Here is a 12,434-nt window from a genome sequence, read left to right as displayed (position 1 = left end):
TATTCTTCTGCCTATGATCCGACCGTCGCCGCTTGTTCCCTCTGCATCTGGCCTGTCGTTGCTGACCGACCGTTCGCGGGAAATTTTTCGGCAGCTCGTCGACAGCTATCTGACGACGGGCGAGCCTGTCGGTTCGCGGCAAATATCGCGCCTTCTGCCGATGACCTTGTCGCCGGCTTCGGTCCGCAATGTGATGCAGGACCTCGAGGAGCTCGGCCTTATTTATGCGCCGCACACCAGCGCCGGGCGCATGCCGACAGAGCTTGGCTTGCGCTTTTTCGTCGATTCGCTCTTGCAGATCGGCGATATCGAGGACGCCGAGCGCGCGCGCATCGCGGCGGAGGTCGAGGCCGCCTCCAAGGATCACGATCTCGAAGGCGTGCTGGCGGAGGCCACGGGCCTGCTTTCTGGCCTGACGCGCGTCGCCGGAGTCGTCGTCGCGAGCAAGGAGAATGTGCGGCTCAAGCAGATCGATTTCGTGCGGCTGGAGCCGGAGCGCGCGCTCGCGATCCTCGTCGCCGACGATGGGACGGTCGAAAATCGCGTTATCCCCGTCTCGCGCGACCTTCCGGCTTCCTCTCTGATCGAAGCTGCAAATTATCTGAATGCGCGCATTATCGGCCGCACGTTGGCAGAGGCGCGCGAAGGCATAGAAGCTTCGCGCCGCGCAGCGCAGATGGAACTCGACGAATTGACGGCACGGCTCGTTCAGGCGGGGCTTGCCAGCTGGGGCGGGGCGCCGAGCGAGAATCGTCAACTCATCGTGCGCGGCCAGGCGCATCTTCTCGAAGATTTGACCGCCGCCGCCGATCTCGAGCGCGTGCGCCTGCTTTTCGCCGATCTCGAAACCAAGACCGGCGTAATCGATCTCTTGGAGCGCGCAGAGGAAGGCGAGGGCGTGCGTATTTTCATCGGCTCCGAGAACAAGCTCTTTTCGCTCTCCGGCTCGTCGATGATCGCAGCGCCTTTGCGCGACAGCGAGCGACGCATCATCGGCGCGCTCGGCGTCATCGGCCCGACGCGCCTGAATTACGCGCGCATCGTGCCGATGGTCGATTACACCGCGAAGGTCGTCGCGCGCGTCGTCGGCGGCGCGTGATTTCACGCTGGCGCCGGTTGTCATCCCGACGCTCGCGCAGCGGGCGATCGGGAATCCAGAGCCACATTGGCGTTTGCTTGTTTTGGATTCCCGGTCGGGCTTTCATCCCGCCGGGAATGACAGGCGCCAATGCCAGCTGTTCGAGCGGAAGCAGCCTCAGTCCTTCTTCGACTGTCCGCCGCGCTCCTTCATCCCTTGCTCGGAGCGATATTCCTTGCCTTGCTCTTTGGATTCCTCGCGCGCGCTTTGCTCACGTTCGCGACCCTTCTCCATGCCCTGGCGCTCGCGATATTTGTCGCGCTCCATCTCGCCGCGTTCATGGTCGCCCCGGCCGTAGCGTCCATGATCGCGATATTCGCCCCGCTCTTCATATTCATCGCGATCATAGTCGCGACGGTAGCGATGCCCGTGATCATAATCCTCGTCATGGTGGCGATAGCCATATCGCCCATGATCTCGGTCTTCGTCCCAATAACCGCCGCGATGGTGGCGGTAGGACCACCAGCAATCGCCGTCGTCGTCGCAGATGCGAACGCCATGCGCTTGCACAACGCCGCTGTCCTGGCCGGGGCTCGCAAGCGGCATGGCCTTGGAGACTGGCGCGCCAAGGGCGACGGCGCCGGCGGCTACGGAAGCGAGCAAGAGAAGCGTCTTCGGCATCGGTTTGTCCTTTCCTGCTGAAGGCAGGCTATTTCCTCTTCATTCGAAGAGGCGCCTTCTATCTGTCGCGCGCTTCCGCGCTTTCAACGCAAGATGGAGACGCGGGAGACCGCGAACCTTCAGGCTCGCTTCACAGTTGCGCGAGTTGTGCGGCGGGAGGCGCGCGATCCAAAATAAAAAGGCTCGCGGTTGCGCCGCGAGCCATGTTTCATGCGCATCGTCCGCGCTCAACGCCAATCGCGATCCCCGTCGTAGTCGCGATCGCGCCAGTGATCACGGCGCCATCCGCCGCCATAACCCCAACGATCGCCGCGCCATCCGCCGCCGTAACCCCAATGATCGCCGCCGCCGTAACCCCAGTGATTGCGGGTCCAGAAGCAGCGGCCGTGCTCGCAGATCATGACTGAGTGCACAGTTTGCGGAGCGACGCCTGGGGCCTTTAGCGGCGCCAGAGTCATAGCGGACGCAAGCGGCGCGGCGGCGACGACGCCGCCCGCCACGAGCGTTGCGAAGAAGACTGACTTGATCTTCATCTCTTGTCCTTCCATGCAGGAAAGAGCAAAGCGCTCATAGGCGCTTTGCGGTCAGTGCTATCTGTCGCCGGGGTACGTAGTTTCAACGGCTGACCCCCTCCCCAACCCTCCCCCGCTAAAGCGGGAGAGGGAGCAGATTGCGGCCTGCATCGACAATGTTGATCGCGAGCGTCCCCTCTTCCGCCATAGCCCGTGGAGAGACGGGCGTCTTGCAGACGCCCTACGGCGGGAAAGGGACAGGGAGGGGGCCCTCACATAAAACTCTGCGGATCGACGTCGATCTGCACACGCACGCCGCCGCGCTCTTTCGGCGCCGTTGCAATGAGATCGCGCAGGAAGCATTGCACATCGGCGCTGCGCGGCGCCTTCACGAGCAGGCGGTAGCGAAAGCGGCCGCGAATGAGCGCGATCGGCGCCTCGGCCGGGCCGAGCATCATGATTTCATCGGCCTCCGGCAGACCGCCGAGCGCGGCGACGCGATAGCGCGGAGACGCCGGCAATTCATGCGCGGCGCGCGCCAAGGCGCGCGCATGCGCTTCCGCCGTGGCAGCGTCCTTGCCGGAGACGATGAGCGCCGCAAGGCGCCCGAAGGGCGGCAGTCCGGCGCGTTCGCGCAGCGCGATTTCCTGCGCGTAGAATTTCTCCGCGTCGCCCGAGAGCAGCGCAGTAATCACGGGATGCTCGGGCTGGAATGTTTGAATGAGCGCGCGTCCCGGCTTGTCGCCGCGCCCGGCGCGTCCGGTCACTTGATTGAGCAATTGAAAGGTGCGCTCGGCCGAACGCGGATCGCCGCTGCCGAGCCCCAAATCCGCATCGATGACGCCCACCAAAGTGAGATGCGGAAAGTTGTGACCCTTGGCGACGAGCTGCGTGCCGATGACAATGTCGAAAGCGCCTTTGGCGATTTCATCGAGCTCGCGTCGCAACCTCTCGGCGCCGCCGGGGAAGTCAGACGAGAGCACGAGAATGCGCGCGTCGGGAAAGAGCGTTGCGGCTTCTTCGGCGAGGCGCTCGACGCCGGGGCCGCAAGCAGTCAGCGAATCTTCGGCGCCGCATTCCGGGCATGTGTCAGGGCGCCGCTCCGTATGGCCGCAGTGATGGCAGACGAGCGCGCGACGGAAGCGATGTTCGACAAGCCAGGCGTCGCATTGCGTGCAGCGGAAGCGATGGCCGCAATCACGACAGAGCGTCAAAGGCGCATAGCCGCGACGATTGAGAAAGAGCAGCGCCTGTTCGCCGCGCGCGATGGTTTCGCCGATGGCGAGCGCAAGCCGCGGCGCAATCCAGCGTCCGCGTTCTGCGCCCTGGACGCGCATGTCGATCGGCTCGAGCAGCGGCATGGCGCGAGAGCCGGCGCGCGCATGCAGGCGCAAATGGCCGTAGCGTCCGCGTTCGGCGTTGACGCGCGTTTCGATCGAGGGCGTCGCGGAAGCGAGCACGATCGCTGCGTTCTCGATACGCGCGCGCACCACCGCCATGTCGCGCGCGTGATAAGAGGCGCCGTCGTCCTGTTTGTAAGCGCCCTCATGTTCTTCGTCGACGACGATGAGGCGAAGGTCACGGAAGGGGAGGAATAACGCCGAGCGCGCGCCCGCGACGACGCTCAACTCCCCTGTGGCGGCGGCGCGCCAGATACGCGCGCGTTTGCGCTCGGAGACGCCCGAGTGCCATTCCGCCGGCTTCTCGCCAAAGCGCGCCGCGAAGCGCTCGAGAAATTGCGCCGTGAGCGCAATCTCCGGCATCATCACGAGGGCCTGGCCGCCGTCCTTCAACGCCGCCGCGACGGCCTCGAAATAGACTTCGGTTTTGCCGGAGCCGGTGACGCCTTCGAGCAAAAAGGGTTTGAACGCGCGCGCGCGCACGGCGTCGGTCAATGCGTCTGCCGCTTCGCGTTGCGCGGGCTCGAGTAAGGGCGCAGCGAAATCGGGGTCGAGCGCGCGCGCGACGGGTTCCGGCGGCGCTGCGATTGTCTCTAATGCGCCTTCGTCGACGAGCCCGTCGATCACGCCCGTCGAGCAGGCGGCGGCTTCGGCGAGCGCTTTCTTGGAGAAGGCCATGCCGCCTTGGGCAGCTTCCAACACACGCGCGCGTGTGGGCGTGAGGCGCTCGGGCTTTTTCCCGCCCGCGCGATAGAGCGTGCGCAACGTATCGGGCGCGGCTTCCTCTGCGGCGCGGGTTGCGAGGCGCAGCGCCATGCCGCGCGGCGTCAACGTGTAGCGCGCGAGCCAGTCGATGAAATCGCGCAGTTTCTGCGAGAGCGGCGGCCGGTCGAGGCGCGTGATGACGGTCTTGAGATTGCCGCGCGGCCGTTCCGCGTCGTCGACGGACCAGACGACCCCATAGGCCTCGCGGGCTCCGAGTGGAACTTGCACGCTGTCGCCCGGCTGCAAGCCGAGGGCGGGCGGGGCGAGGTAGGAATAGGTCGTGTCGACGGCGACCGGCGCCAGCACGTCGACGGTATGGGCCCTTTTCGAATGATCCTGCGCCGCGCTCATGGCGACGGCTTAAAGCATCTCATGCGCCGCCGGAAGCCGCGGAACGAAGCCCGCTCCCTGCGGTTGCTCCTGCAAAAGATGCTCTCTGGAGGCCCGCATGAACAAGGTTATGGACAACGGATGGTCGCAGCTCGGCTTCTCGGCCGTGGTGACGGGCACGGTGGCGGCGCTCGTTTCGGCTGGCGCTTTGGCGGCGCTCGCCAAGTCGGAGGGCAAGGGAGCGCTGCAGCCGTTGAACGCCACGAGCCATTGGGTTCAGGGCGACGCGGCCGCGAAAGTCGAGCAGCCCACGGCGCGCCACACGCTGGTCGGCTTCGTCACCCATCACCTGGCGTCGGTGCTATGGGCGGGATTCTTCGAGGCCTGGCTGGCGCGCAATCCGCCGCGCTCGATGTGGGACCTGCTGCGGGACGCCTTCGCCATGTCGGGAATCGCCGCGGTCGTGGATTACGGCGCGACGCCGCATCGTTTTACGCCGGGCTGGGAATTGGCGCTTTCAAAGAAATCGCTGGCGGCCACCTATGTCGCCTTCGCTTTCGGGCTTGCGGCCGGTGCGATGGCGTCGGCGCGGGCGCGCCAGCCACGGTGGGTCGGATGGCGCCAAGCGATCCCGCTCCTACGCGGATGAGATGGATCGGCGCGCCTTGACCTTCCGTCGTCCGCTCCCTATCCCTGAATGAGCCAGTCGGCTGGACGGCCGCTGCGTCATGCAGAGGAAAGTCCGGGCTCCACGGAGACACGGCGCCGGATAACGTCCGGCGGGGGCAACCCCAGGGAAAGCGCCACAGAAAGCAAACCGCCGGGCTTCACGGCTCGGTAAGGGTGAAAGGGTGCGGTAAGAGCGCACCGCCTGAGCGGCAACGCTTCAGGGCATGGCAAGCCCCGCCGGGAGCAAAACCGAATAGGGGCGACTGAAGGCTCTCAAAGCTTTCGACCCGTCTCCGGGACGTCGCCCGGGTTGGTTGCTCGAGGCGGTCGGCGACGACCGTCCCAGAGGAATGGCCGTCACGCGTGGGTCGGGAAACCGGCCAACGCCATACAGAACCCGGCTTACAGGCCGGCTGGCGCCCGGTTTTTGCAGCGGGCCGTCATTGCGAGGAGCGCAGCGACGAAGCAAACCAGAGCGGCTATCGCGGCCCTGGATTGCTTCGCTTCGCTCGCAATGACGGGACCGGCCACGATAATTCGAGACGAATTCTCGCGGGAGCTGGTAACCCTCTCTTAATACTAACAAAGCTTAATGCTGTTTGGCGCCGGAGGCGGCGCCGCGGCTTGTCCGCCGCTCCGCCGACGCTTTGAACGAACCATGGCCCGCCAACCGTTTTCGCCGCGACGCCTTCGGACCGCGCGTGAGCCTTTAAAGGGCTCGGTCGCGCCGGTCCGACGCGTCGGGGCGGCGGCGATGGCGAATGCGAGGGCGAGCGTGATGGGAAGGGACCGCGGCGCGGATGAGCCGCCGGCCGGCGAAGGTCCGGCCCGGCATGTGCCCGTGCTGCTCAATGAGGTGATCGAGGCGCTGCAGCCGCGCGACGGCGGGCGCTATCTCGACGGCACATTCGGCGCTGGCGGCTATACGCGCGCCTTGCTCGCCGCCGCCGATACGAAGGTTCTGGCGCTCGATCGCGATCCGACCGCCATCGCCGGCGGCGCCGATCTCGTGGCGCAGGCGCAGGGGCGGCTCACGCTTGTCGAGGCGCGCTTCTCGCAGCTCGAGGAGGTTGCGCGAGCGCAGGACTTCGTTCCCCTCGACGGCGCCGTCTTCGACATCGGCGTCTCGTCCATGCAATTCGACCAGGCCGAGCGCGGCTTTTCCTTTCGCGGCGACGGCCCGCTCGATATGCGCATGGAGGGCAGGGGCGTCTCCGCCGCCGATATCGTCAATGAGGCGGACGAAGAGACGCTCGCGAATATTCTCTATTACTACGGCGAGGAGCGCGCCTCGCGCCGCATCGCCCGCGCCATCGCCCACGACCGCAATCTCGCGCCTTTCACCTCCACCAAGGCGCTGGCCGAAATGATCGCGCGCGTCGCGCCGGGACGGCCGGGCGATATTCACCCCGCGACAAAAAGCTTCCAGGCGCTGCGCATTGCGGTCAATGACGAGCTCGGCGAATTGCTCGACGGTCTCGCGGCGGCGGAGCGCACGCTTGGCCCCGGCGGGCGCCTCGTCGTCGTGACCTTCCATTCGCTCGAAGACCGCATCGTCAAGCAGTTCCTCGCCGAGCGGTCGGGACGTGGCGAGACTGGCTCGCGCCGTCTGCCCGGCGAAGCTGCGCCGCCGGAAGCGAGCTTCGTCTGCGAGGGCCGCCAGCCGATCGCGCCGACGCGCGAGGAAGTCGAGGCCAATCCGCGCGCCCGTTCGGCGAAGCTGCGCCATGCGACGCGCACGACGTCGGCTGCGCTGCCGCTCGGCGACAAGCTGACGCGGCTTGTGCGCCTCCCGACGCGCGAGAAAGGAAAAGTCTGATGCTCCGGCTTCTCAACATTCTCGCGGTGGCGGCGCTGATCAGCTCGGCGGTCTACGCCTATACGATCAAATATCAGACGGCCTATCGCCTCGAGCAGATCACCAAGACAAAGCTGGAGATCAAGGCCGAGCGCGACGCCATCGCCGTTTTGCGGGCGGAATGGGCCTATATGACGCGCCCCGAGCGCCTGCAGCCGCTGGCCGACAAATATTTGCCAGAGTTGAAGCCGCTTCAGGTGTCGCAGCTCGTGCCGGCGGCGGCCTTGCCGCAGAAGACCCGTAGCGACGCGATCGGGGCCAAGCTCAGCGAGATCGGCCTCTCCGCGCCTGCGACGCCTTCCGCGCTGCCGAGCGCGCCGACGACGACGCCGAAGCCCCAGGCCGCCAAGCCGAAGACCGCGACGCCCAAAACCGTCGCAACCAGCAAGGCGCCGAGCGCCAATCCGCAGAGCCCGAGCCGCGAGCCCAAAAAGCCATGACAGAGCGTCAGCCCAACTGGGAGCCCACGCCCGAGCCCATGCCGGACATGCTCGAAACGCCGCCGCCGCGCCCGACCAAGAAGCCGTCGAAATATGCGGGCATGATGCGCGCCGTCTTTTCGACGAGCCTCGATTCGAGCGCTTCGCGCATGCGCCTCGCCGCGCTCGGCTTCCTCGTCCTTTACGGCGTCATTTGCGCCAAGCTCGTCTATCTTGGTTTCAAGCCGGAGACGATCCGTCATCCCGCCGCCGAAGCGGTTTCCGCCTCGCGTCCCGATATTCTCGACCGCAACGGCGAAGTGCTGGCGAGCGACGTGAAAGTGATGTCGGTCTTCGCAGAGCCGCGACGCCTCATCGACAAGGACGAGGCGACGGAGCTTCTCACCGCCGTTCTGCCCGACGTCCCTTCAAAAGAATTGCGCGAGCGTCTCGGCGCCGCGAAGAAGGGTTTCGTCTGGGTGAAGCGCGAAGTCACGCCGCATCAGCGCGACGAGGTTTTCCACCTCGGCCTGCCGGGCGTCGGACTCATCGCCGAAAACAAGCGCGTCTATCCGAACGGACCGATCGGCGCGCATGTGCTGGGCTTCGCCAATATCGACAACCAGGGCATTGCGGGAATCGAGAAATATATCGACGGGCAAGGGCTCGCCGATCTGCATAATCTCGGCTTCGGCATCACGCCCGACGAGCTTCAGCCGATCACGCTGTCGCTCGACATTCGCGCGACCCATGCGCTGCGCGACGAGCTGGAAAAAGGCGTTACTCGCTTCAAGGCGAAAGCCGGCGCCGCAGCGATCCTAGACGTCAACACTGGAGAAGTGATCGCGCTGGCCTCGCTGCCGGACTACGACCCCAATCATCCGACCGAAGAAAACGCCAACGCGCTCGACCTCACCCACATCAACCGCATGAATGTCGGCGTCTATGAGATGGGCTCGACCTTCAAGGCGCTGACCATCTCGATGGCGCTCGACTCCGGCAAGGTCAATCTGGGCTCGCGCCTAGACGCGCGCGGCGTGCTCACCTTCGGCCGCTTCAAGATCCATGATTATCACGCGCGAAACCGGGCGCTGACAGTGCCGGAGGTCTTCACTTATTCATCGAATATCGGCACCGCGCGCATGGCGATGGGGCAGGGCGTCGAGAAGCACAAGGTGTTTTTGCGCAAGATGGGCCAGCTCACGCGTATGCGCACGGAGCTGCCCGAAAGCGCCGAGCCGATCTATCCGAAGCATTGGAGCGAGCTGAACACCATGACCATCGCCTTCGGCCATGGTCTCGCCGTTGCGCCGCTACAGGCGATGATGGCGGTCGGCGCGCTGATGAATGGCGGCTATCTCATCACGCCGACCTTCCTGAAGCGCTCGCAGGAAGAGGCGATGAAGAACGCCGTGCAGGTGGTGAAGCCCGAGACGAGCGAGTCGATGCGCTATCTCATGCGCCTCAACGCGGAAATTGGCTCAGCCAGAAAGGTGAATGTCGACGGCTATTTCGTTGGCGGCAAAACCGGCACTGCGGAAAAGGTCATCGGCGGCCATTACAGCAAGACCCGCCTGTTCACGACCTTCATGGCCGTCGCACCGTCGGACAAGCCGAAATATCTCTTCCTCACCATCATGGATGAGCCGCAGGGCCGGCCCGAGGACGGCGGCTACGCCACCGCCGCCTATAACGCCGGCTTCGTCACTGGTCAGATCATCGAGCGCACAGGGCCGATCCTCGGCCTCGCGCCGCGCTTCGAGCCGCCGCATACGCCCTTCCCGCTGCTCGCCAAACTCGGTTATGGCATGGCCAATGTTCCTGCTGCCGGAGGCCATGGCCACTGATGCGTCTCTCTGAACTCCTCGCCACGGACAATCTCGACCCTTCCCTCGGGAACATCGAGATCGCCGGCCTGTCGGCGGACAGCCGCGTCGTCAGCGAGGGCTTTACCTTTTTCGCCATCCCTGGCCATGCCGGGGATGGTCTTGCTTTTGTGGGGGACGCCAAGGCGCGCGGCGCGGCGGTCGTCGTCGCTGAGCGCCCAGCCGAATGCGCCTTGCCGCTGGTCGTCGTTCCCGACGTTCGGGCGGCCGTGGCGCGCGCGGCGGCGCGCTTCTATCCGCGCCAGCCGCAAACCATCGTCGCGGTCACGGGCACGAGCGGCAAGACCTCCGTCGTCGCCTTTTTGCGGCAGATCTGGGCGGCGATGGGCCATGAGGCGGCCTCGCTCGGCACGGTCGGCGTCGTGGACTCCAAGGGTGCCCATTATGGCGCGCTGACGACGCCTGGGCCCATCGAATTACACAAGACGCTGGCCGAGCTCGCTGAGCAGGGCGTGACGCACCTCGCGATGGAAGCCTCTTCGCTCGGGATCGACCAGCGCCGCCTCGATGGCGTGCGGCTGAGCGCGGCGGGCTTCACCAATTTCTCGCGCGACCATCTCGACCACCACCGCGACATGGAAGACTATTTCGCGGCGAAGATGCGCCTCTTCGATACGCTGCTGCAGCCCGGCCAGACGGCGGTGATCGACGCCGACAGCGATGTGGCGGTGCGCGTCGCCGCGGTTTGCAACGCCCGCGGGCTGAGCGTCTTCGGGGTCGGCGCCAAGGGCGCGGCAATCGTGCTGAAAGACGCGCGCCCGCACGCGCTGGCGACGAGCCTCGACATCAGCCACGCCGGCAAGGATTATAAGATCGAACTGCCGCTCACCGGCGCCTTTCAGACCTCCAACGCGCTCGTTGCGGCGGGGCTCGCCATCGCGTGCGGAGACGATCCTGCGCGAGTCTTCGCCGCGCTCGACCATCTCCAGGGCGCTCCTGGGCGCCTCGAACTCGTCGGCGCCCGCAATGGCGCGCCGGTCTTCGTCGATTACGCCCATAAGCCCGACGCGCTCGAAAAAGTGCTCGCGACGCTGCGGCCGCTGACCAAGGGCCGGCTCATCGTCGCTTTCGGCTGCGGCGGCGACCGCGATAAGGGCAAGCGGGCGCTGATGGGCGAGATCGCCGCGCGCGCCGCCGATGTCGCGATCATTACGGACGACAATCCCCGAAGCGAGGATCCGACCCTGATTCGCGCAGCGATCATCGACGGCGCAAAAAGCGCTGGTCCGGCGCAGATCATCGAGATCGCAGACCGGGGGGAGGCCATATCCCAGGCGGTCGCGAGCCTTCGCGCCGGCGATGCGCTCGTCGTTGCCGGCAAGGGGCATGAGACTGGCCAGATCGTCGGCAATCGCATATTGCCCTTTTCCGACCACGAAGCTGTCACGAAAGCGCTGCAGGAGCACGGCTCATGAAGCAGGAAACTCTATGGTCGGGACTGGCGCTTGTCGGCGCCTTGCAGGCTCGCGTCAGCGGCGCGCTGGCGCGCCAGGCGACGGGCGTCTCGATCGACACGCGCACGCTACAGCCCGGCGATCTTTTCGTCGCCATCAAGGGCGAGGCGCGCGACGGTCATGAATTCGTCCGCGCGGCTTTCGAGAAGGGCGCCGCCGCGGTCGTGATCGACGAAGAACATGCGCGTGAGCTTGCAGGCGCCGGGCCGCTTTTCGTCGTCAAGGACGTGCAGCGTTCGCTGGAGCTTCTCGGCATGCGCGCGCGCGACCGCACGGCCGCCTTCATCGCCGCCATCACCGGCTCGGTCGGCAAGACCTCGACGAAGGACATGACGCGGCTGATGCTGGCGCATTTTGGCGCCACGCACGCCTCCGCGGCTTCTTACAATAATCAATGGGGCGTGTCGCTGTCGCTGGCGCGGATGCCGGCTTCGTCGCGCTATGGCGTTTTCGAGATCGGCATGAATCACGCCGGCGAAATCGCCGGCCTCGTCGGGCAGGTTCGCCCCCATGTCGCGGTGGTGACGCGCGTCGCGCCCGTGCATCTCGAACATTTCGCCTCTCTCGAGGCCATCGCCGACGCCAAGGCGGAAATCTTTGCGGGCCTCGAAGGCGGCGTCGCAATCATCAATCGCGATGACGCGGAATATGAGCAGCTCGCCGCCGCGGCGGCGCCTTACGCGGGACATGTTCTCGATTTCGGCGAGGCCGACGGCGCGCAGGCGCGGCTCATTGCATATAAGCAGACCGACGGCGGCTGCGAGGTCGAGGCGGAGATTCTCGGCCGGCGTCTTACCTATCGCATCGGCGCGCCCGGCAAGCACATCGCGCTCAATTCGCTTGCCGCGCTGCTCGTCGCCGTTTCTTTCGATCTCGATCTCGAAGAGGCCGCCGCGACGCTCGTCGATTTCGCGCCGCCCACGGGGCGCGGCCAGCGCGAAACGCTTCCCGTCGCGGAGGGCTCCTTCACGCTCATCGACGAGAGCTACAACGCCAATCCGACCTCCATGCGCGCGGCGCTGGAGCTGCTTGCCGCGGCGGTGCCGGGCGCGGGCGGACGCCGCATCGCCGTGCTCGGCGACATGTTGGAGCTTGGTCCAGAAGGCGGGAATCTACACGCTGCGCTGGCGGAGGACGTCGCGCGAGCCAAGGTTGATCTGCTGTTCACGGCTGGGCCGCTGATGCAGCAGCTCTTTTACGCTGCGCCGGAGCCCATGCGCGCCGCCCATCGCGCCACGGCTCTGGAGCTGGAAGAGCCCATCCTCGCCGCAATTCGGTCGGGGGACGTCGTCATGATCAAGGGCTCCAACGGGTCGCGCATGTCGAGGATTGTCGCTGCGGCGAAAGCCAAATTCGCGCCCGAGATGGCCAGTTGAGGACTA

General features: G+C 65.9%; 10 protein-coding genes and 1 other RNA gene. 8 read left to right on the top strand and 3 right to left on the bottom strand.

The window, feature by feature from the left end; genetic code table 11:
* Positions 1–13 precede the first annotated feature (13 nt).
* Positions 14–1,099, top strand: a complete 1,086-nt coding sequence (hrcA, locus tag OGR47_RS13260) for a heat-inducible transcriptional repressor HrcA (protein ID WP_165055251.1) — start codon at positions 14–16, stop codon at positions 1,097–1,099.
* A gap of 156 nt (positions 1,100–1,255) precedes the next feature.
* On the opposite strand, the gene OGR47_RS13255 is transcribed toward hrcA, so the two are convergent.
* The 3 genes from OGR47_RS13255 to OGR47_RS13245 all read right to left on the bottom strand — a co-directional run bounded on the left by OGR47_RS13255 (position 1,256) and on the right by OGR47_RS13245 (position 4,787).
* Positions 1,256–1,759 (bottom strand): hypothetical protein, encoded by a 504-nt coding sequence (locus OGR47_RS13255; protein ID WP_165055252.1) that lies wholly within the window; start codon positions 1,757–1,759, stop codon positions 1,256–1,258.
* 227 nt (positions 1,760–1,986) lie between these two features.
* Positions 1,987–2,292: a hypothetical protein gene (locus OGR47_RS13250; RefSeq protein WP_165055254.1), complete on the bottom strand. Its 306-nt coding sequence runs from the start codon at positions 2,290–2,292 to the stop codon at positions 1,987–1,989.
* A 251-nt stretch (positions 2,293–2,543) separates the two neighbouring features.
* Positions 2,544–4,787, bottom strand: a complete 2,244-nt coding sequence (locus OGR47_RS13245; protein WP_165055256.1) for a primosomal protein N' — start codon at positions 4,785–4,787, stop codon at positions 2,544–2,546.
* A gap of 97 nt (positions 4,788–4,884) precedes the next feature.
* Here OGR47_RS13245 and OGR47_RS13240 point away from each other — a divergent pair, with 97 nt between their 5' ends.
* The 7 genes from OGR47_RS13240 to OGR47_RS13210 all read left to right on the top strand — a co-directional run bounded on the left by OGR47_RS13240 (position 4,885) and on the right by OGR47_RS13210 (position 12,428).
* Positions 4,885–5,415, top strand: coding sequence for a hypothetical protein (locus OGR47_RS13240; protein ID WP_246729823.1), 531 nt, complete (start codon positions 4,885–4,887; stop codon positions 5,413–5,415).
* 53 nt (positions 5,416–5,468) lie between these two features.
* An RNA gene (gene rnpB / locus OGR47_RS13235) (RNase P RNA component class A) lies at positions 5,469–5,856 on the top strand.
* A gap of 357 nt (positions 5,857–6,213) precedes the next feature.
* Positions 6,214–7,254, top strand: coding sequence for a 16S rRNA (cytosine(1402)-N(4))-methyltransferase RsmH (rsmH, locus tag OGR47_RS13230; protein ID WP_165055258.1), 1,041 nt, complete (start codon positions 6,214–6,216; stop codon positions 7,252–7,254).
* Positions 7,254–7,733 carry a cell division protein FtsL gene (gene ftsL, locus OGR47_RS13225; protein WP_165055260.1) on the top strand — a complete coding sequence of 160 codons (480 nt, stop codon included), beginning with the start codon at positions 7,254–7,256 and terminating at the stop codon, positions 7,731–7,733. The genes rsmH and ftsL overlap by 1 nt, the downstream gene beginning before the upstream one ends.
* 38 nt (positions 7,734–7,771) lie before the next feature.
* Positions 7,772–9,559: a peptidoglycan D,D-transpeptidase FtsI family protein gene (locus OGR47_RS13220; RefSeq protein WP_371824441.1), complete on the top strand. Its 1,788-nt coding sequence runs from the start codon at positions 7,772–7,774 to the stop codon at positions 9,557–9,559.
* Entirely contained in the window at positions 9,559–11,013 is a 1,455-nt protein-coding gene (locus OGR47_RS13215) for a UDP-N-acetylmuramoyl-L-alanyl-D-glutamate--2,6-diaminopimelate ligase (RefSeq protein WP_165055263.1), read from the top strand. The genes OGR47_RS13220 and OGR47_RS13215 overlap by 1 nt, the downstream gene beginning before the upstream one ends.
* On the top strand, positions 11,010–12,428 hold the full coding sequence (locus tag OGR47_RS13210) for a UDP-N-acetylmuramoylalanyl-D-glutamyl-2,6-diaminopimelate--D-alanyl-D-alanine ligase (RefSeq protein ID WP_165055265.1): 1,419 nt from the start codon (positions 11,010–11,012) through the stop codon (positions 12,426–12,428). Before OGR47_RS13215 ends, OGR47_RS13210 begins: the two co-directional genes overlap by 4 nt.
* Positions 12,429–12,434: the final 6 nt, after the last annotated feature.

This window comes from Methylocystis sp. MJC1 (assembly GCF_026427715.1).
Taxonomy (GTDB): Bacteria; Pseudomonadota; Alphaproteobacteria; order Rhizobiales; family Beijerinckiaceae; genus Methylocystis.
Note: the sequence above shows the minus strand (reverse complement) of the source record. Positions and strands in the feature narration are given on the sequence as shown.